This is a genomic window from Pigmentiphaga kullae (genome assembly GCF_004216695.1).
Taxonomy (GTDB): Bacteria; Pseudomonadota; Gammaproteobacteria; order Burkholderiales; family Burkholderiaceae_B; genus Pigmentiphaga; species Pigmentiphaga kullae.
In genome coordinates this window covers 2,828,134-2,847,381 of sequence record NZ_SGXC01000001.1, presented here as the reverse complement: position 1 = coordinate 2,847,381, position 19,248 = coordinate 2,828,134, and the positions used below count along the sequence as shown (strand labels likewise).

General features: G+C 69.7%; 13 protein-coding genes. 5 read left to right on the top strand and 8 right to left on the bottom strand.

The genetic code is table 11. The annotated features are described in order from the left end of the window. Nucleotides 1-70: 70 nt before the first annotated feature. The 7 genes from lon to EV675_RS13685 form a co-directional block, all read right to left on the bottom strand. Nucleotides 71-2,500, bottom strand: coding sequence for an endopeptidase La (lon, locus tag EV675_RS13715; RefSeq protein ID WP_130357759.1), 2,430 nt, complete (start codon nt 2,498-2,500; stop codon nt 71-73). 44 nt (nt 2,501-2,544) lie between these two features. After that, nucleotides 2,545-2,949 carry an Hsp20/alpha crystallin family protein gene (locus EV675_RS13710; RefSeq protein WP_130357758.1) on the bottom strand — a complete coding sequence of 135 codons (405 nt, stop codon included), beginning with the start codon at nt 2,947-2,949 and terminating at the stop codon, nt 2,545-2,547. Nucleotides 2,950-3,097: 148 nt separating this feature from the next. Beyond that, complete coding sequence (locus tag EV675_RS13705) at nt 3,098-4,612, bottom strand: efflux transporter outer membrane subunit (RefSeq protein WP_130357757.1); 1,515 nt, start codon at nt 4,610-4,612, stop codon at nt 3,098-3,100. 12 nt (nt 4,613-4,624) lie between these two features. Further along, a complete protein-coding gene (locus EV675_RS13700; protein ID WP_130357756.1) occupies nt 4,625-5,740 on the bottom strand; it encodes an ABC transporter permease in 1,116 nt (371 codons plus the stop codon). Nucleotides 5,741-5,742: 2 nt separating this feature from the next. Continuing rightward, nucleotides 5,743-6,882 carry an ABC transporter permease gene (locus tag EV675_RS13695; protein WP_130357755.1) on the bottom strand — a complete coding sequence of 380 codons (1,140 nt, stop codon included), beginning with the start codon at nt 6,880-6,882 and terminating at the stop codon, nt 5,743-5,745. Beyond that, nucleotides 6,879-8,642 (bottom strand): ATP-binding cassette domain-containing protein, encoded by a 1,764-nt coding sequence (locus EV675_RS13690; RefSeq protein WP_130357754.1) that lies wholly within the window; start codon nt 8,640-8,642, stop codon nt 6,879-6,881. Before EV675_RS13690 ends, EV675_RS13695 begins: the two co-directional genes overlap by 4 nt. After that, on the bottom strand, nt 8,639-9,655 hold the full coding sequence (locus EV675_RS13685) for an HlyD family secretion protein (RefSeq protein ID WP_130357753.1): 1,017 nt from the start codon (nt 9,653-9,655) through the stop codon (nt 8,639-8,641). Before EV675_RS13685 ends, EV675_RS13690 begins: the two co-directional genes overlap by 4 nt. 109 nt (nt 9,656-9,764) lie before the next feature. Between EV675_RS13685 and EV675_RS13680 the strand changes: the two genes are divergently transcribed. Then, complete coding sequence (locus EV675_RS13680; protein ID WP_130357752.1) at nt 9,765-10,454, top strand: TetR/AcrR family transcriptional regulator; 690 nt, start codon at nt 9,765-9,767, stop codon at nt 10,452-10,454. Between the two features lie 3 nt (nt 10,455-10,457). On the opposite strand, the gene EV675_RS13675 is transcribed toward EV675_RS13680, so the two are convergent. Next, the gene (locus EV675_RS13675) at nt 10,458-11,450 is read right to left on the bottom strand and encodes a tripartite tricarboxylate transporter substrate binding protein (RefSeq protein WP_130357751.1); all 993 of its coding nucleotides are present in this window, start codon (nt 11,448-11,450) and stop codon (nt 10,458-10,460) included. 203 nt (nt 11,451-11,653) lie between these two features. Between EV675_RS13675 and EV675_RS13670 the strand changes: the two genes are divergently transcribed. The 4 genes from EV675_RS13670 (at nt 11,654) to EV675_RS13655 (ending at nt 19,241) form a co-directional block, all read left to right on the top strand. Beyond that, on the top strand, nt 11,654-15,991 hold the full coding sequence (locus tag EV675_RS13670) for a DEAD/DEAH box helicase (RefSeq protein ID WP_130357750.1): 4,338 nt from the start codon (nt 11,654-11,656) through the stop codon (nt 15,989-15,991). A gap of 191 nt (nt 15,992-16,182) precedes the next feature. Beyond that, nucleotides 16,183-17,205 carry an amidohydrolase family protein gene (locus EV675_RS13665; RefSeq protein WP_130357749.1) on the top strand — a complete coding sequence of 341 codons (1,023 nt, stop codon included), beginning with the start codon at nt 16,183-16,185 and terminating at the stop codon, nt 17,203-17,205. A gap of 223 nt (nt 17,206-17,428) precedes the next feature. After that, the gene (locus tag EV675_RS13660) at nt 17,429-18,265 is read left to right on the top strand and encodes a fumarylacetoacetate hydrolase family protein (RefSeq protein WP_130357748.1); all 837 of its coding nucleotides are present in this window, start codon (nt 17,429-17,431) and stop codon (nt 18,263-18,265) included. A 34-nt stretch (nt 18,266-18,299) separates the two neighbouring features. Continuing rightward, nucleotides 18,300-19,241: a VOC family protein gene (locus tag EV675_RS13655; protein WP_130357747.1), complete on the top strand. Its 942-nt coding sequence runs from the start codon at nt 18,300-18,302 to the stop codon at nt 19,239-19,241. The last annotated feature ends 7 nt before the right edge of the window (nt 19,242-19,248 follow it).

Sequence of the window (19,248 nt, the reverse complement as noted above, 5' to 3'; positions counted from 1 at the left end):
GTCAGGATCCCGACACCGCAACCCCGGCGGACGAATCGACATTCCCAGCCGACGAATGACCATCCGGCCATCAACCGGCGACGGTCTCCCCCTGCTTTTCCGCCGGCGTCACCGCGCGGATCGCATCCTCGACCGTCTCCAGGAAAATGAACTGGAGCTGCTTGCGCGATTCTTCGGGAATGTCGTCGACGTCCTTGCGGTTGCGCGCCGGCAACAGCACGGTCTTGATGCCGGCCCGCAACGCGGCCAGTACCTTTTCCTTGATGCCCCCGACCGGCAGCACCAGCCCGCGCAGGCTGATCTCGCCCGTCATCGCCCGGTCCGCGGGGACCGGCTTGTCGGTCATCAGCGAGGTCAGCGCGACGAACATGGCCACCCCGGCGCTGGGGCCGTCCTTGGGAATCGCGCCCGCGGGCACGTGGACATGGATGTCGTTGTGCTCGAACAGCGCGGGATCGACGTTCATCGAAGCCGCCCGGCCCTTGAGCAGCGTCAGGGCCGCCTGCACGCTTTCGCGCATCACCTCGCCCAGTTGCCCGGTCAGGATCAGCCTGCCGCTGCCCGGCGTGCGGCTGGCCTCGATGAACAGGATGTCGCCTCCGACCGGCGTCCAGGCGAGGCCCGTGGCCACGCCCGGCATGCCGGTGCGCATGGCGATCTCGCTTTCGAAGCGCGGCGCGCCCAGGATCGCGTGCACCTCGTCCACGTCGATGCGCACGTGCTGCGCGGTCCCTTCGGCCACGCTCATGGCGGCATGGCGGAAGGTGCTGCCGATTTCCCGCTCGAGATTGCGCACGCCCGCCTCGCGGGTATAGCCGTTGATCACCTCGTGGATGGCCGCGTCGGTGATCTCGCTTTGCGCGGGCGTCAGGCCATTGGCCTCGAGCTGGCGCGGCACCAGGTAGCGGCGCGCGATCTGGGCCTTCTCTTCCTCGGTGTAGCCCGGCAGCGTGATGATCTCCATGCGGTCGCGCAGCGGACCGGGGATGCCGTCGAGCACGTTGGCCGTCGCGATGAACAGGACCTTGGAAAGATCGAACGGCACGCCCAGGTAGTTGTCGCGGAAAGTGTCGTGCTGCTCGGGATCGAGCACCTCCAGCAGCGCGGCGGCGGGATCGCCCTGCGCGCTGGCGCCCAGCTTGTCCACCTCGTCCAGCATCATCACGCAGTTGTTGGAACCCGCCTTGTGAATGGCCTGGATCACGTTGCCCGGCAGCGCGCCGATGTAGGTGCGCCGATGGCCGCGTATCTCGGCCTCGTCGTGCACGCCGCCCAGGCTCAGCCGCACGAACTTGCGTCCTGTGGCCTTGGCGATGCTCTGGCCCAGCGAAGTCTTGCCCACCCCCGGCGGCCCCGAGAAGCACAGCACCGGGCTCTTGCCGGTGGGATTGAGCTTGCGCACGGCCAGGTATTCCAGGATGCGGCGCTTGATCTTGTCGAGCCCGTAGTGGTCCTCGTCCAGGATGCGGCGGGCTTCGGCGATGTCGATGCGGTCCTCGGTGGACACCGACCAGGGCAGCTCGATCAGCCAGTCCAGGTAGGTGCGGATCATCGAATATTCGCCCGATGCCTCGGGTATGCCCTCGAGCCGCTTGAGTTCCTTGCGCGCCTGCTTCTCGGCCTCTTCCGGCATTCCTGCCTGGGCGATGCGCTCGCCCAGCTCCGCCAGTTCGGCGCCGTTGCCCTCGGTCTCGCCCAGTTCCTGCTGGATGGTCTTGAGCTGCTCGCGCAGCATCACCTCGCGCTGGCGATCCTCGAAGCGCGCCTTGGTCTGCTGGTCGATGTCGCGGCTGATGCGCAGCACCTCGATCTGGTGCATCATCAGAGCCAGCACCTTGTCGGCCCGGGCCACGACGTCCACGGTCTCGAGCACGTCCTGCTTTTCCTCGGGCTTGATCTCCATCAGCCCGGCGATGAAATCCGTCAGCAGCGGCGCCGATGTCATGTTCTGGATCGAGCCGGCCAGTTCCGCCGGCGCCTGCGGCAGCAGTTGCAGGATGTCCAGCGCGCGCGCCTTGAGCTGGATCAGGCGCGCCTCGATGTCCGAGGTCATGATCTCGGGATCCTCGAAGCGCTGGACCCGCGCCACCATGAACGGATAGCCCTGCAGCAGTTCGATGATGCGGAAACGCTGCACGCCCTGGCAGATGACGTGATGCGTGCCGTCGGGCGTGGTCACGTAGCGCATCACGTTGGCCACGGTCCCCATGGGATGGAGGTCGCCGTCGCCCAGTTCCTCGGCCTCCGCGTCGCGCTGCAGCACCACCCCGACCTGGCGGCTGGCCCGCGCGGCTTCCTGCGCGCCGCGCACGGTGCTGTCGCGGCCGATGGAAATAGGCGCCACCAATCCCGGGAAAAGCACGAGATTGCGCACCGGGATCAGCGTCAGCGCGTCCGACGGCAGCGCGATCGACGGCGCGGGCCCCTGGTTCGCGGGCTGAGCGCCCTGCGCCTCCTGCCGTTCCTGCCCCGATTGTTGGTCTCGAAATTCGTTTGCCATGGCTTCTTACCTGTCCCCGGTTCGAGTTGCGGCGTGCCGCCGGTCTATCCCAGTCTGAGCAGGGTCAGCAGGAGGCAGCCATCCACCATCCTGTGTTCCCGGATTTCGAAGGCGCCCGGCGGCAGCGCGATGCGCCGCTCGAAGCGGCCGTAGGGAATTTCTATGCGGCGGATGTGGGCCTCGGCCGGCGCGGGCAAGGGGCGCTCGCCCACCACGGTCAGCATCGCACCGTCGATCAGCACCTGGACCTGGTCGGGCGCGACGCCGGGCAGCGCGACCAGCACCGACAAGGCGCGGCCGGTCTCGAAGATGTCGATGGGGGGCTCCCAGGTGGGCCCCTGGGGGCCGCCGTGGCCCGGACGGAAGAACTGGCGGTGCAGGTTGTCCGCCTGCTCCAGCAGCCTGACCGCGTCGATCCACATGGCATTGGACGGTTTGCGATAGATCATGGTCCTTGTCCTTGCTCGGGGCGCCCCGATGGCTCCAAATTAAGGCGGCAGGCGGCATCTGGCAATAGGGGATGGAAAGGCAGCACCCTGCCGCCGGGCCGGAAAGCAGGCGGGGCGCGGGCTCGCGGATTCGTAACAGATGTCGCGATCAGGAGCCTGGAGCCCGCGGCGCGACCTGCCCGCCCCCGCCTATGGCCTTGTAGACCGCGACCAGCCCGATCCGCAGCTGGCTGTCGCTTTGCGCGAGGTCGCGCCTGGCCTGCAACAGGGTCCGCCGGGCGTCGAGCTCCGGCAGAAAATCGGTCAGCCCGCCGGCGTGGCGTGCCCGGGCCAGGTCGAGGGCGTCGCCGCTCGCGCGCAGCTTGCGCTGCAATTCCAGATTGCGCCGGCGTTCGGCGGCATAACCGGTCAAGGCATCGTCGATTTCCTGCCACGCACGCAGTACCGTCTGCTGGTAGGACACCGCCGCCTCCTGCTGCGCCAGTTCGCGCAGCGCCACGGTGCTGCGGCGGCGCCCCTGGTCGAACAGCGGCAGCGACAGGCTGGGTCCGACCGACCAGCGCCGGCTGCCCCATTCGCCGAACTTGCCGTCCTTGAACGACTCGTAGCCGAAGCTCGCGCCCAGCACGATGCGCGGATACAGGTCGGCCGTGGCGATGCCGATGTCGGCCGTGGCCGCGTGCAGCCGGGCCTCGGCCGCGCGTATGTCGGGCCGGCGCAGCGCCACCTGGGAAGGCAGCCCCAGCGCCAGATCTGGCATGGCGGCATCCGCGTCCCGCGCTTCGCTCAGCACGTCCCGCAGCGCGCCGGGCGGCTGGCCGACCAGGAGTCCGATGCGGTTGGCCGCCGCGGCCTCCTGTGCGCGCAGGGGTGCCAGCCGCCCGCTCAGGTCGGCCAGCAGCGCCTCCTGCCGCGATACGTCCAGCGCGTCGATCTGCCCGCCGTCCCGCCGCGCCCGCAGGATGTCCTGGGACGCCTGGGCCGTGGCGATGTCCTCTTGCAGCCACCGCAACTGCGTCTGGGCGCCGCGCAGCTCGAAATAATTGCGGGCGATCTCGCTCGCCACCGACAGCCGCGCCTGCGCCGTCGCCGCCGCCGACGCGTCCACGTCGGCCTCGGCCGCCTCGATCGATCGCGCGACCCGTCCCCACAAGTCGATTTCCCAGGACGCATCGAAGCCCGCCTGGTACAGCGTGAACGGATCGCTCAGCACCGAGACGAGCTGCTCACGGTTGTTCGGCGCAATGGCGTCGAGCATGCGGGTGCCGGCGCCGTACTCGCTCTGGCGCTGGCGCGACACGCCCGCCGACAGGCCCACGTCCGGCCCCCGCTGCGCGGCCACGGTCTGCCGCATGAGCCGGCTCTGGGCGAAGCGCAGCGCCGCGGTGCGCAGGTCCGGACTGGCCTCGCGCGCCTGGTCCAGCAGCGCGTCCAGCCGCGCATCGTGGAAGGACTCCCACCAGCGGTCCGGCGGCGCCGCCGTGGAGATGGGATCGCGCAGGCTGTCTGGACCGCTGCGCCAGCTGTCCCAATCGGCCGGCTGCGCGGCCGTGGGCGCCAGGAAATCCGGGCCCACGGCCGCGCAGCCGGCCAGGACCGACGCGAGCACGGCCGCTTGCAGGAAGGGACGGGCCCCGGGCCGGCGGATGGGATCGCATGCCATGCTTGCCTCCAGTCAAACCAGACGATGGCGAAACAGCCACGCCGCCAGCGGCAGCGTGACCGCGCCCAGGACGAACATGGGCACGAGGTTGCGCCACAACGACAGCAGCCCGGCGCCCTCCAGGTACACCCGCTGCACGAGATCGATGGCAAAGCGCAGCGGATTGGCCAGGGTCGCGAACTGCAGCGCGTCGGGCATGTTGCGCACCGGCGTGGCCAGGCCCGACAGCAGCATGAGCGGCATGATCAGCACGAAGGTGTAGAGCATGGCCTGCTGCATGTTGACCGAGACCGCGGAGATGGACAGCCCTATCCCCACGCAGGCCACGGTGAAGATCGCCAGGCCCGCGTACAGCGTCGCGAGCGATCCGGCCATGGGAATGCGGAACCAAAACAGCGCGACGCACAGGATGATGGACGACTGCACCAGGCCGATCAGGACCGGAGGCACGGCCTTCCCCAGCATGATCTCCATGGGCGTGTAGGGCGTCACCAGCAACTGGTCGAACGTGCCCTGCTCGCGCTCGCGCGCGACCGAGAGCGCGGTCAGCATCAGGGTCTGCATCATGCTGAGCGCGGCGATCAGGGCCGGCATGATGTTCCAGCGCGTCTCGAGGTTGGGGTTGTACCAGACGCGCGGCACGGCGGTAACCGGCATGCCGCCGCCGCGCAGCTCGGCGTTGTAGGCCGCCACGATCTCGGCGACGTGGGCCGACGCCTGGCCCGCGGTGGTCGAGTTGCGGCCATCCAGGATGAGCTGCAAAGGGGCATTCCGGCCCTGAGCCAGGCGGGCCTCGAAGTCCGGTCCGAATTGCAGGACCAGCAGCGCGTCGCCGGCGTCCACCACGCGCGCGATATCGCGGGGCGCGGTCAGCGTGGCGACGCGGTGGAAGACCCCGGTGCCGTCCAGGCGCGCCAGCAGCCGGGCCGACGCCGCGCCCTGGCTCTGGTCCAGCACGGCGTACGGCACGTTCGTCAGGTTGTAGGTCGCGGCATAGCCGAACACGAAACTCTGGAGCAAGGCGGGAACGACCAGGATGGCCCGGTTGGCGGGGTCCTTCAGGATGGCCAGCAATTCCTTGCGGCACAGCTGGACCAGGCGCTGCCAGAAGTCGATGAAGGCGTCCATGCTCAATCCAGCCTCTTGCGCGTGACCAGCCGCGCCGCGCCCAGCAGCACGACGGCGTAGGCCGCCAGGATGGCGCAGTTCCTGGCGATCAGCGGCCAGTTGTTGCCGGCCAGGAACAGCGACTTTATCAATTCCATGAAATAGGTGGCCGGCAGGATCTGTCCGATGACCCGTATGGCCGTGGGTACGTTGCGCAGGTCGAACATGAATCCGGACAGCATCAGGGCCGGCAGGAAGCTCGCGATCAGGGCCACCTGGCTGGCCAGGAACTGGTTGCGGGTCACCGACGAGATCACCAGGCCGATGCCCAGCGCGACGAACAGATAGAGCATGGCGCTAAGCAGCAGGACCGGCAGCGATCCGTACATGGGCACGTGGAACAGGAAGGCCGCCGCGGCCAGGCACAGTGCCAGCCCTATCATCCCCACGCAGAAATAGGGAATGATCTTGGCCAGCAGCACTTCCACCGGCCGCACCGGCGTGACGAACAGCGACTCCAGCGTGCCCCGCTCCCATTCGCGCGCCATGACGAGCGCGGTCAGGAAGGCCCCGACCAGCGTCATGATGAGCACGATCAGCCCCGGCACCAGATACCAGGTGCTGTCGTTGGCGGCGTTGAACCACATGCGGTCGACCGCCTGGACCTGGCCCATGGCCGGCCGCGCGGCCTCGCCGCGGTCGGCCCGTTTCTGGCTCCACGACGCCAGCGCGCCGACGACGTAGCCGCGTATCATCGTCGCGCGGCTGGCGTCCGCGCCTTGCAGCAGGACCTGCACCTGCGCATCGCCGGCGGCCAGCCGCCGCGAGAAGTCCGCCGGCACCAGCACGGCGGCGTCCACCTCCCGGGCGCGCATCAGGGCGTAGGCCTCGTGCGCCGACCCGACCACGCGCGGCGCCAGGTATCCCGGCGTGGACAGTCCTGCCACCACGTCGCGCGCGACCGGCGAGGCATCGTCCAGCACCACCGCCACGGGCGCGTTCTTCACGTCCAGCGACAGCCCATAGCCGAAGATCAGGATCAGGACGATGGGCAGCGCGATGCCCATCATCAGGTTGGCGCGGTCGCGCAGCAACTGGCGCACCTCCTTGCGGGTCAGCGAGACCAGGCGACGCCAGAAACCGCTGGAAAAGGATGCGCTCATGCCTGGGCCTCCGCGGTCTCGCGCTTGCGGCCACGCTCGACGATGCCGATGAACGCCTCTTCCATGTTCATGCGATGCGCGTCCGTCTCGCCCGCCTGCCTACGCACCTGCTGCGGCGTGCCCAACGCCAGCAGCCGCCCGGCATCCTGGATGACGATGCGGTCGCAGTACTCCGCCTCTTCCATGAAGTGCGTGGTCACGACGATGGTCGTGCCGTCGGCGGCCAGCGTCGTGATCCGGCGCCAGAACTCGCGCCGCGCCAGCGCATCGGCGCCGCTGGTGGGTTCGTCCAGGAACAGGATGTCGGGCTCGTGCAGCAGGCCGACCGCCATCGCCAGCCGCTGCCGGTAGCCACCAGGCAGGCGCCCGCTGGCCGCCTGCGCCTGGGCCTCCAGGCCGAACTGCGCCAGCACCGCCGCGATGCGCGCGCGCAGGCGCTCGCCGTGCAGGCCGTAGGCGCTGCCGAAGAACGTCAGGTTTTCCATCACGCTCAGGTTGCCGTACAGCGCGAACCGCTGCGACACGTAGCCGACCCGGCGCCGGGCCCGCGCGGGCGCGGTCCGCAGGTCCACGCCCGCCACCCGCAGGAAACCGCTGCTGGCGGGCAGCAGGCCGCACAGCATGCGGAAGGTCGTCGTCTTGCCCGCGCCGTTGGGGCCGAGCAGTCCGAATATCTCGCCCTTGTTCACCGTGAAGCTGGTGCGGTCCACGGCGACGAAATCGCCGAACTTGCGCACCAGGTCACGGACCTCGATGATGGGCTCATCGCTGGCGGCCTGCGCGTACGGCGCAGTCGACGGCGCCGCCGCGCCCGCCTTCGGCTGGCGTTCCCGCAGCAGCACCATGAAGCCGTCTTCCAGCCGGGCCTCGGCCGGCCGCCAGGCCCGCGCGTGCCCCGGCTGTTGCGCGGTTTCCTTCCGCTGCGCCTGGCGGCGGATCACCCGCACCTCGCCACCTTGGGGCACGGCATCGATGATGCGGTCCGTGTCGTCGAGCAGGCGCGCCTGCAACAGCCGCGCCGGCTCGCCCGGCGGCGGCGACGCCACGAAGCACAGCCCCTGCGCCGGACGGCGGATGTCCTCGGGCCGGCCCTGCGCCAGCAGCCTGCCCTCATGCAGCACAAACACCCGGGCACAGCGTTCGGCTTCGTCCAGGTAGGTGGTGCTGACGATGACGGACAGGCGCTCGTCGTCGACCAATTGCTGGACGATCTGCCACAGCTCCCGGCGCGACAAGGGGTCCACGCCCACCGTGGGCTCGTCCAGCAGCAGCAGTTCCGGCGACCGGACCAGCGTGCAGGCCAGCCCCAGCTTCTGCTTCATGCCGCCCGACAGCTTGCCCGCGGGGCGGGCGGTGAAGCGGCCGAGATCGGTCATCTCCAGCAGGCGGGCATAGCGCCCGCGCCGTTGTTCCCGGGACACGCCGTGCAGGTCCGCGTACAGGTCCAGGTTCTCCTGCACGCTCAGGTCCTCGTACAGGCCGAATCGCTGGGGCATGTAGCTGATGCGATTCTGCACCGCCTGCGGATCCGCGGCGACATCGACGTCCAGCACCCGCAGCGATCCCTCCGGCTTCATCAGGCCGGCGACCAGCCGCAGCAGGGTCGTCTTGCCCGCCCCGTCCGGCCCGACCAGCGCGGTCAGCGCGCCGGCGGGCGCGTCCAGCGAGATGCCGTCCAGCGCCACGGTCTCGCGTCCCCCGCGCGCGGCGGGAAAACGCTTGCGCACGTCGCGCGCCACGACGACGGCGGCTTCGCTCATCTGGCCGGCGCTCCGTCGCCCTGCCGGTCCGGCGCGATGCGCACGGTGGCCGGCATGCCCAGCCGCAGCCGGTCCTGCGGGTCGTCCACCAGCACGCGCATCTCGTAGACCAGGCTGGTCCGCAGTTCCTCGGTCTGTACGTTCCTGGGCGTGAATTCGGCCACCGACGAGATGTAGCCGATACGTCCGGCGATGGGCCGGTCGGGCTGGCTGTCGGTGAAGACATCGGCCGCCATGCCCGGCCTGACGCGCCCCAGCTGCGGCTCCGACACATAGACGCGCACCCATTTGGGATCGGTCACCGCCAGCGTGTAGGCGGGACGCTGGGGCGAGGCCATGTCGCCGGGTTCCAGCAGCCGGGCGCGCACGACGGCGTCGGTCGGCGCCTTCAATTCGGTCTGTTCCAGGCGGTAGGCGATCAGCGCCAGCTCGGCCCGCGAGACCTCCAGTTGCGCCTCGGCCTGCGCGATGTCTTCCTTGCGCGGTCCGACACGCGCCAGTTGCAGCCCTTTGCTGCGATTGTCCCATTGCGCGCGCGCCACCCGCAGGCGCGACTCGGCATTGTCCAGGTCCTGCTGGCTGACCCCGCGTCCGCCGGTGTTCGCGGCGATGCCACGGAGGCGCGCCAGTTGCTGCTGCGCCAGTTCGGCTTCCGCCTGGGCCGACGCCACCTGCGCCTGCGCCTGGGCCACTTCCTCGGGCCGGGTGCCGTTGCGCAGCCGCAGCAGCGCCTGCTCCTGCACGGCGATACGCGCGCGGGCCTGGGCCTCCTGCAAACGCAGCGAACGATCATCCAGCACCGCCAGGACGTCGCCGGCCTTGACACGGTCGCCTTCCTCGACCCGCATCCGGGCCACCCTGTCGCTGCCGTCGAACGCCAGCGCCACCTGCCGGATATCGACGTTGCCGTAGAGCGTCAGGCCATCCCGGGCGGGCGCGGGGCGCAAGGCATACCACGCCGCCCCCGCCAGCACCACCGCTACCAGCACGCCACCTGCCAGCACCTTCTTCATCGCCGCCGCCCTTTGGAAACCGTCGGTCGGCAAATTATATAACTCAAATTTCAATTTGATGTATGATTTTTACGTGTCCACTTGCGCGCCCTTTCCGGCGCCTTTCCGCATGGCCGTCACGTCCCGTTCGTCGATACCCGTCCGCGCGCCGCGCACGGATGGCGAAGCCACCCGCGCCCGCATCCTGGAGACGGCCGGGCAACTGTTCGCCGAACGGGGCTACGCGGACACCACCAGCAAAGCCATCTGCGAGCGGGCGCAATGCAACATGGCCGCGGTCAACTACCATTTCGGCAGCCGCGACGGCCTCTACCTGGCTTTATTGAAGGAAGTCCACAAACACTTGGTCAGCCTGGACTATCTGACGCGGCTGGCGCACAGCGCTCAGCCCCCACGGCACAAGCTGGAAATTTTCCTGGATGGCCTGACCGCCAGCCTGCTCAATGCCGACAGCTGGCACATCCGCCTGTGGGCGCGCGAGGTGCTGGCGCCCTCGCCCCACCTGGCCGGCATCATCGATACCGAGGCGCTGCCGAAATTCGGGCTCATCAGCGCCATCATCGGCGAGATCACCGGCATCCCCGCGGGGGACCCGGCGCTGACCCGCTGCGTGCTGAGCGTCATGGCGCCCTGCATGGTGCTGCTGATCGTCCATCGCGACATGAACAGCCCCATCCAGGCGCTGTTCCAGCAGCCGGCGGCGGACCTGGCCGCGCACCTGAAGACCTATGCGTTCGCGGGGCTGGACGCCATCGTCGCCGCGCGCGCCCCGCGCCGGCCCACGCGCAGGGCGCGCTAGGACCTATTCCCCTTGCAGGCCGTGGCGCGCGACCACGTCCTTCCAGCGCGCGAATTCCTTGCGGTTCAGCTCGGCGAATTCCTCGGGCGAAGTCAGCACGACGTCGTAGCCCTTCTCCAGCAGGTCCTTGCGCATCTGCGGCGCGCCCATGATGGCGCCGATCTCGTCATGCAGGCGCTGGACGATGGCCTTGGGCGTACCCGCCGGCGCGTACATGCCCACCCAGATCGACAGGTCGTAGTCGGGGTAGCCCGACTCGGCCACGGTGGGCAGGTCGGGTACCAGCTGCGAGCGCAGCTTGCCGGTCTGCGCCATGGGCTTGAGTTTGCCCGATGCCACGTTCGCGCGCGAGGCCTCGACCGTGCTGATCAGCATGGTCGAGCTGTTCTGCATGACGTCCATGGCCGCCACGCCCATGCCATTGGCCGGGATGTGGCGCATCTTCGTTCCCAGCATGTCCTGCAGCACCAGGGAATACAGATGGGTGGTCGAGCCCGGGCCCGGCGAACTGTAGCTGACCTCGTCGCCCATTTTCTTCAGGTAGGCGACGAACTCCGGAAAGGTCTTGGCCGGCACGGACGGATGCGTCAGCACCAGCATCTGGCCCGAGGCGATCTGCCCGATGGGCGCGAAATCCCTGACCGGGTCGTAGGGTGTCTTGCGCGAGGCCGGCGTGATGACGTGCGTGTTCAGGGACATCATGAGCGTGTAGCCGTCGGGCGCGGCCTTGGCCACATAGGCCGTGCCGATGGCGGCCGCCGCGCCGGGCTTGTTCTCGACCACCACGCTCTGGCCCAGCCGCGCCGCCAGCTTCTCGGACAACAGGCGCGACAGCGTGTCGGCGCTCGTGCCCGGGGTATACGGCACGACGATCCTGACGGGCCGGGACGGATAGCCGCCCTCCGCCTTGCCCGCCGCCTGGCCCTGGGCCGTCGCGGCCGCCAACGCCAACGTCACGGCGAGCGCGAGCCGCGTGGGGAAAAGGACGCCTTTCATGCTTGTGTCTCCTGACGATGTTCTGGGTCGCCCGCCGCGGCCGGTTCATGCCGGCTCACGACTCCTGCGCGCACTCTAACACACATATAGTATGTTTTTATAAACAGTTAGGGTTTTCTAGGGAGGCTGCGCGGTAACGATGGCCATGGACCACGTCATGGCCCCAGGTTGCGATGCGCGGCGCCGCCCCCATATAGTCGGGCATGACCATCGCCCGCCATCCCGTCGACGCGCTGCACGGCTTCCACCCCGCCGTGGCCGCGTGGTTCCGCCAGGCATTCGGCTCGGCCACGGAGGCCCAGCGCCGCGCCTGGCCGCACATCCGCGCCGGCCGCTCGACGCTGGTGGCCGCCCCCACCGGTTCGGGCAAGACCCTGACCGCCTTCCTGGCCGCCATCGACGAACTGGTACGGATGGGGGTGGATGCCGGCGGCGTGCTGCCGGACGCCACCATGGTGGTGTACGTCTCGCCGCTGAAGGCGCTGTCCAACGACATCCGCATCAACCTGCAGGCGCCGCTCGAAGGCATCGCCGCGGAACTGCAGCGCCTGGGCCTGCCCGATCCCGGCATCCGCACCGCCGTGCGCACCGGCGACACCGAGGCCCAGGCCAGGCAGGCGATGCGCAAGCGCCCGCCCCACATCCTGGTGACCACGCCCGAGTCGCTGTACGTGTTGCTGGGTTCGGACAGCGGACGCCGCATGCTGGCCGACGTGCGCAGCGTGATCGTGGACGAGATCCACGCCATGGCGGGCAACAAGCGGGGCAGCCACCTGGCCCTGACGCTGGAACGGCTGGATGCGCTGTGCGGCAGACGGCCCGTGCGCATCGGACTGTCGGCCACGCAGAAGCCGCTGTCGGCCGTGGCGCGCTTCCTGGCCGGCCCCGCCCACGCCGACGCCTGCGAGATCGTCGACATCGGCCATGCGCGGCGCCGCGACCTGGACCTGGAACTGCCCCCCGTGCCGCTGGAGGCCGTCATGGCCACCGACGTCTGGGACCGGGTGTACGACCGCATGGCGGAGTTGGTAGCGCAGCACCGCACCACGCTGGTCTTCGTCAACACCCGCCGCATGGCCGAGCGGGCCGCCCGCCACCTGGCCGAGCGCCTGGGCGAGGCAGCGGTGGCCGCCCACCACGGCAGCCTGGCCAAGGAACACCGGCTCGATGCCGAGCAGCGGCTCAAGCGCGGCGAACTGCGCGTGCTGATCGCCACCGCCTCGCTCGAGCTGGGCATAGACATCGGCGACGTGGACCTGGTCTGCCAGGTCGGTTCGCCGCGCACGATCTCGGCCTTCCTGCAGCGGGTGGGCCGCTCGGGCCACCACGTGGGCGGGATTCCCAAGGGGCGCCTGTTCCCCACCTCGCGCGACGAGCTGATCGAATGCGCGGCCCTGCTGGACTGCGTGCGGCGCGACGAACTGGACGCCCTGCACGTGCCTGTCGCGCCGCTGGACGTGCTGGCCCAGCAACTGGTGGCCGAGGTGGCCTGCCAGGAGTGGAGCGAGGAAGCGCTGTACGCGCTGGTGCGGCGCGCGGCGCCCTATGCGGACCTGGAGCGCCCGGCTTTCGACGCCGTGCTGCGCATGCTGGCCGAGGGCTATACCGGCCGCCAGGGCGTGCGCGCGGCCTACCTGCACCGCGACCTGGTCGCGGGCGCCCTGCGCGGCCGGCGCGGCAGCAAGCTGACCGCGGTCACCTCGGGCGGCACCATTCCCGACAACGCCGACTACACCGTGCTGCTGGAGCCGCAGGGCCTGATGGTGGGCACGGTCAACGAGGACTTCGCGGTCGAAAGCCTGGCCGGCGACGTCTTCCAGCTGGGAAATACGTCCTACCGCATCCTGCGCGTGGAAGCCGGCCGCGTCCGTGTCGAGGACGCGCACGGCGCCGCCCCCAGCATCCCGTTCTGGCTGGGCGAGGCGCCCGGCCGCAGCGACGAACTGTCGACCGGCGTCTCGCGCCTGCGCGCCCGGGTCGACCGACTGCTGGCGCGCCCGGGTCAGGCTGCGCCCGACATCGAGGGCGCCATCCAGGCGCTGATGGACGAGATCGGCCTGAACGCGTCGGCGGCGCGCCAGATCGTCGAATACCTGGCCCGCGCGAAGGCGGCGCTGGGCCGGCTGCCCACCCATGACACCCTGGTCATGGAACGCTTCTTCGACGAATCGGGCGGCATGCAGCTGGTGGTGCACTCCCCTTTCGGCAGCCGGCTCAACCGCGCATGGGGCCTGGCCCTGCGCAAGCGCTTCTGCCGCAGCTTCAACTTCGAGCTGCAGGCCGCGGCCACCGAGGACGCCATCGTGCTGTCGCTGTCCACCAGCCACAGCTTCCCGCTGGACGAAGTCTGGCGCTACCTGCGCTCGAACACGGCCGAGCACCTGCTGGTGCAGGCCTTGCTGGACGCGCCGCTGTTCAACGTGCGCTGGCGCTGGAACGCCACCACCGCGCTGGCGCTGCCGCGCTACGTCGGCGGTCGCAAGGTCGCGCCGCAATTACAGCGCATGAAAAGCGACGACCTGCTGGCCGCGGTCTTCCCCGACCAGGCCGCCTGCCTGGAGAACGTGGTCGGGGAACGCGAGATTCCCGACCATCCGCTGGTCGCGCAGACCATCGGCGACTGCCTGCACGAGGCGATGGACGCCGAAGGCTGGCTCGGCCTGCTGCGCCGGATCGAGAAGCAGCAGGTCGAGTTGGTGGCGCGCGACCTGCCCACCCCGTCGCCCCTGGCCATGGAGATACTAAGCGCGCGGCCCTACGCCTTCCTGGACGATGCGCCGCTGGAGGAACGCCGCACGCAGGCCGTGATGGCGCGCCGCTGGACCGACCCCGAGTCGGCGGACGACCTGGGCGCCCTGGACGCCGGCGCCATCGAAGCGGTGGCCGCCGAAGCCTGGCCCGACGTGCGCGGCACCGATGAAATGCAGGAAGCCCTGGCCAGCCTGGCCTGCGTGACCGAGGCCGAGGCGGCGGCCAACGACGGCTGGCTCGGCTGGCTGGACCCCCTGGCCCGGGAAGGCCGGGCAACGCGGCTGCGCGTGCGGCCGGACGCCGCCCTGTGGGTGCCGGTCGAGCGCCTGGCCTGCGTGCGCGCGCTTTACCCGGACGCCCGCGCCGAACCGGACATCGCCCCGCCCGCCGGCTGCGACGAACCGTGGGAAGCCGAGGCCGCCCTGGTCGAAGTCGTGCGCGCGCGGCTGACCGGATTCGGCCCGCTCGAGCTGCCGCGCATCGCCGCGGATCTCCTGCTGCCCGAGGCCGACGTGGCCGTGGCGCTGGCCCGGCTGGAAGCCGAAGGTTACGTCATGCGCGGCCGCTTCCATCCGCAGGCGCGGGGGGAAGAATGGTGCGAACGGCACCTGCTGGCCCGCATCCACCGCTACACCATCAAGCGCCTGCGCCGCGAGATCGAACCGGTCGAGCGGCAGGACTTCATGCGCTTCCTGCTGGAATGGCAGCACGTCGCGCCGGAGGCCCGGCTGCACGGCCCCGGCTCGCTGCCGCAGGTCATCGACCAGTTGGAGGGCTACGAGGCCGCCGCCGGCGCCTGGGAAGCGGACATCCTGCCGGCGCGGCTGGAGGCCTATTCCCCCGGCTGGCTGGACGACCTGAGCCAGGCCGGCAAGGCTGTCTGGATGCGCCTGGCCGGCCAGGGCAAGGCCGCGGCCAGCCCGGTTCGCGCCACCCCCATGGTGCTGCTGCCGCGACGCCATCTGGGCCCCTGGCAGGCACTGGTGCCACCGGACCACCAGGCCGAGCTGTCGCCGCGCGCGCAGCGGGCCCATGACGCGCTGGCCAGCCATGGCGCCATGTTCTTCGACGAGTTGCTGGGCGACACCCGGCTGCTGCCCAACGAACTGGAGACCGCGCTGGGCGAACTGGTCGCGGCGGGCGCCGCCAACGCCGACAGCTACGCCGGCCTGCGCGCGCTGCTGGTCCCCGCGTCCCAACGCACCGCCCACCAGCGGCGGCGCTCGCGCCACGGCACGGCCCTGAACCAGATGGACCAGGCCGGCCGCTGGGCGCTGCTGCGCCGGCCCGCCGCCCCCGCACCCGTGGCGCCCGGCAAGCGCCAGCGCACGGACCCGCAAGTCCTGGAACACATCGCCCAGGTCCTCTTGCGCCGCTACGGCGTCGTGTTCTGGCGCCTGCTGGAACGCGAGGCGCGATGGCTGCCGCCGTGGCGCGAACTGCTGCCCGTGCTCCACCGCCTGGAGGCCCGCGGCGACGTACGGGGCGGCCGCTTCGTGGCCGGTCTGGCGGGCGAACAGTTCGCGCTGCCCGAGGCCATTCCGCTGCTGCGCGGCATCCGTCGCCGCGAGCCCGGCGGCGAACTGGCCTGCGTCTGCGCCGCCGATCCGCTGAACCTGGCGGGCGTGCTGCTGCCCGGCGAAAAGATTCCCGCGCTGGCGGGCAATCGCGTTCTGTACCGCGACGGACTGCCCGTGGCCGCCGCCGTCGCGGGCGACATCCGCTATCTGGTCGAGGCCGCGCCCGACGAACGCGAACGGCTGCGCGCGGCGCTGGTGGCGCGGCACTGAAACCCGCCGGCGGCCCGCCCGGCCGCGCAAACACGAAAAGCAGAAATGCGGAAAACAGCGGGTATCGCGCCAGGGCAAGCGGCTACAATCGTGCGTTGCGTATGCGGCCCCCGGGCTGCCCGGATTCTCCCCCATCGATGGCCCCGCGGCCCCGGCCGACGCCATCCTTCGTCACACAGGAATTGCGCAGCATGATCATCGATTGCCACGGTCACTACACGACCTCGCCTGCCGCCCACAACCAATGGCGCGACCAGCAGAAGGCCAACTTCAAGGCCGGCGGCGACATCGACCCCGCCTATCCCGATATCTCCGACGACCAGATCCGCGAGACCATCGAGCAGAACCAGCTGCGCCTCCTGCGTGAACGCGGCGCCGACATGACCATCTTCTCGCCGCGCGCCTCCGCCATGGAGCCCCACGTCGGCAACGAGAACGTCAGCCAGGTCTGGGCCCGCCGCTCGAACGACCTGATCAAGCGCGTCGTCGACCTGTACCCCGAGACCTTCATCGGCGTCTGCCAGCTGCCGCAATCGCCCGGCGTCTCCATCGCCAGCTCCATCGCCGAACTCGAGCGCTGCGTCACCGAACTGGGCTTCGTCGGCTGCAACCTCAACCCCGATCCCTCGGGCGGCAGCTTCAGCGCCCCGCCGCTGACCGACCGTTCGTGGTACCCGTTCTTCGAAAAGATGGTCGAGCTGGACGTACCGGCCATGATCCACGTCTCGGGTTCGTGCAACTGCGCGATGCACGCCACCGGCGCCTACTACCTGGCCGCCGACACCATCGCCTTCATGCAGTTCATCGAAGGCGACCTGTTCCGCGACTTCCCGACGCTGCGCTTCATCATCCCCCATGGCGGCGGCGCCGTGCCCTACCACTGGGGCCGCTACCGCGGACTGGCCGACATGCTCAAGCGCCCGCCGCTGGCCGAGCACGTGATGAAGAACGTCTACTTCGACACCTGCGTCTACCACCAGCCCGGCATCGACCTGATGTTCGAGGTCATCGACGTCGACAACATCCTGTTCGGCTCGGAAATGGTGGGCGCGGTGCGCGGCATCGACCCGCAGACGGGTTTCTACTTCGATGATACCAAGCGCTACATCGACGCGCTGGACATCCCGGCCGAAGACAAGCGCAAGGTGTTCGAGCTGAACGCGCGCCGGGTCTATCCGCGCCTGGATGCGCAACTGAAGGCACGGGGGCTGTAAGCCGCGCTTCCCCGCTTGCCTGACGGGGCCTGCCGGCGTCATCGACGATGCGCCGGCAGGCCCCGTGCGCATTCTGGCCCTCAACGGCCACCGATACCTGGCAGGCATCGGTGGAGAAAACCCGCTATCTTTTCCCCATCGCTTTCCCCCTTTACGCTTGCATCGGGCACAAGGGCGTGCTCATTCTTCCCGCACGCCCCTACAACAGAGACAGGAATCCCCGATGCGCTACGTCCGCTTCCTCCACGACGGCAATAAATACCTCGGCACCCGCGAGGGCAACAAGATCCGGATCCTGGGCGAGGAATCGATCGAATCCCTGCTGGCCGCCGGCACCGACCTCGAAACCTACGCCGGCACCCACGGCGGCGGCAAACTGGTGGACGAGGCCGACGTCGCCTACCTGCCCGTCGTCGAGCATCCGGCCAAGATCTTCTGCATCGGCCTGAACTACGCCGACCACACCAAGGAAAGCAAGTACGAGCAGCCCGCCTACCCCACCATCTTCCCCCGCTACGACACCAGCCTGGTCGGCCATGGCCAACCCATCGTCCGCCCGCGCGTGTCCGACTCCCTGGACTTCGAGGGCGAACTGGCGGTGATTCTCAAGCGCGGGGGCCGGCACATCAGGAAGGAAGACGCGCTCGACTGCATTGCCGGCTATGCCCTGTTCAACGACGGCTCGGTGCGCGAATACCAGTTCCTGTCCCCGCAATGGACGGTGGGCAAGAACTTCGACGCCACCGGCGCCTTCGGTCCGGAACTGGTCACCGCCAGCGAAGTGCCGCCCGCGGCGCGCGGCCTGCGCCTGGAAACGCGCCTGAACGGCGAAGTGGTCCAGTCGGCCAGCACCGACGACATGATCTTCGACATCCCCACGCTGATCAGCGTCATCAGCGAGGCGATCACGCTGGAACCCAGCGACGTCATCGTCACCGGCACGCCCGCCGGCATAGGCTGGGCCCGCACGCCCAAGCTGCTGATGCGCGCCGGCGATGTCTGCGAAATATCGGTGACCGGCTTCGCCACCCTGCGCAACCCGATCGCCGACGAAGCCTGAACGTCCGGCCACGGCCGCACGACGGAGGAGACCCATGAGCATACAGACCCAGCATGGCGCGGGCACCCGGCAAGCCGCGGTGCATTCCATCGACCATTACGCGCTGACGGTACCGGACCTGGCCGTGGCCCGCCATTTCCACGAAGCCTTCGGCCTCGCGGTCGAAGCCGAAGGCGATGGCCTGGCGCTGCGGGCGCGGGACGGGCACGTCTCGGCGCGCATCCATGCGGGCCCGCGCAAGGCGCTGGCCTACCTCAGCTTCAACTGCTATGCCGACGACCTGGCGGCCATCCGCGCCCGCCTGGACCAGGCCGGCGTCGCGGCGGCCACCGACGCGCCGCGCGCCACCGCCGAAGGCATCTGGTTCCACGACATGGACGGCAACCTGATCCAGGTCAAGGCCGGCCCCAAGATCACGCCGGACGCCAAGAGCCCGCTGGACGATATCCACGTGCAAGCCGACGCGCGCGGCGCCCGCTTCCGCAGCCAGGTCGCGCAGGTCCGCCCGCGCCGCCTGTCCCACGTACTGCTGTTCACGCCCGACGTCTCGCGTGCGCTGGCTTTCTATGAAAAGACGCTGGGCCTGCGGCTGTCCGACCGTTCCGGCGAAGGCATCGCCTTCACCCATGCGCCGCACGGCTGCGATCATCATCTGGTCGCCTTCGCGCGGAGTTCGGCGCGCGGCTGGCATCACGCGGCCTGGGACGTGGCCAGCATCGACCAGGTCGGCCAGGGGGCGGCGCAGATGGCCGCCGCGGGCTACACGCGCGGTTGGGGAACGGGCCGGCACGTGCTGGGCTCGAACTTCTTCCACTACGTGCGCGACCCGTGGGGCTCGTACTGCGAGTTCTCGGCCGACATCGACTACATCTCGGCCGGGCGTGAATGGCCATCGGGGGACTTTCCGCCCGAGGACAGTCTGTATCAGTGGGGGCCGGACGTGCCGCCGGACTTCATTCACAACACCGAGGCTTGAAAGCGGC

Bases quoted from the DNA above. Each gene is read 5' to 3' on its own strand.
- lon (WP_130357759.1), bottom strand. From the start codon at position 2,500: ATGGCAAACGAATTTCGAGACCAACAATCGGGGCAGGAACGGCAGGAG.
- EV675_RS13710 (WP_130357758.1), bottom strand. From the start codon at position 2,949: ATGATCTATCGCAAACCGTCCAATGCCATGTGGATCGACGCGGTCAGG.
- EV675_RS13705 (WP_130357757.1), bottom strand. From the start codon at position 4,612: ATGGCATGCGATCCCATCCGCCGGCCCGGGGCCCGTCCCTTCCTGCAA.
- EV675_RS13700 (WP_130357756.1), bottom strand. From the start codon at position 5,740: ATGGACGCCTTCATCGACTTCTGGCAGCGCCTGGTCCAGCTGTGCCGC.
- EV675_RS13695 (WP_130357755.1), bottom strand. From the start codon at position 6,882: ATGAGCGCATCCTTTTCCAGCGGTTTCTGGCGTCGCCTGGTCTCGCTG.
- EV675_RS13690 (WP_130357754.1), bottom strand. From the start codon at position 8,642: ATGAGCGAAGCCGCCGTCGTCGTGGCGCGCGACGTGCGCAAGCGTTTT.
- EV675_RS13685 (WP_130357753.1), bottom strand. From the start codon at position 9,655: ATGAAGAAGGTGCTGGCAGGTGGCGTGCTGGTAGCGGTGGTGCTGGCG.
- EV675_RS13680 (WP_130357752.1), top strand. From the start codon at position 9,765: ATGGCCGTCACGTCCCGTTCGTCGATACCCGTCCGCGCGCCGCGCACG.
- EV675_RS13675 (WP_130357751.1), bottom strand. From the start codon at position 11,450: ATGAAAGGCGTCCTTTTCCCCACGCGGCTCGCGCTCGCCGTGACGTTG.
- EV675_RS13670 (WP_130357750.1), top strand. From the start codon at position 11,654: ATGACCATCGCCCGCCATCCCGTCGACGCGCTGCACGGCTTCCACCCC.
- EV675_RS13665 (WP_130357749.1), top strand. From the start codon at position 16,183: ATGATCATCGATTGCCACGGTCACTACACGACCTCGCCTGCCGCCCAC.
- EV675_RS13660 (WP_130357748.1), top strand. From the start codon at position 17,429: ATGCGCTACGTCCGCTTCCTCCACGACGGCAATAAATACCTCGGCACC.
- EV675_RS13655 (WP_130357747.1), top strand. From the start codon at position 18,300: ATGAGCATACAGACCCAGCATGGCGCGGGCACCCGGCAAGCCGCGGTG.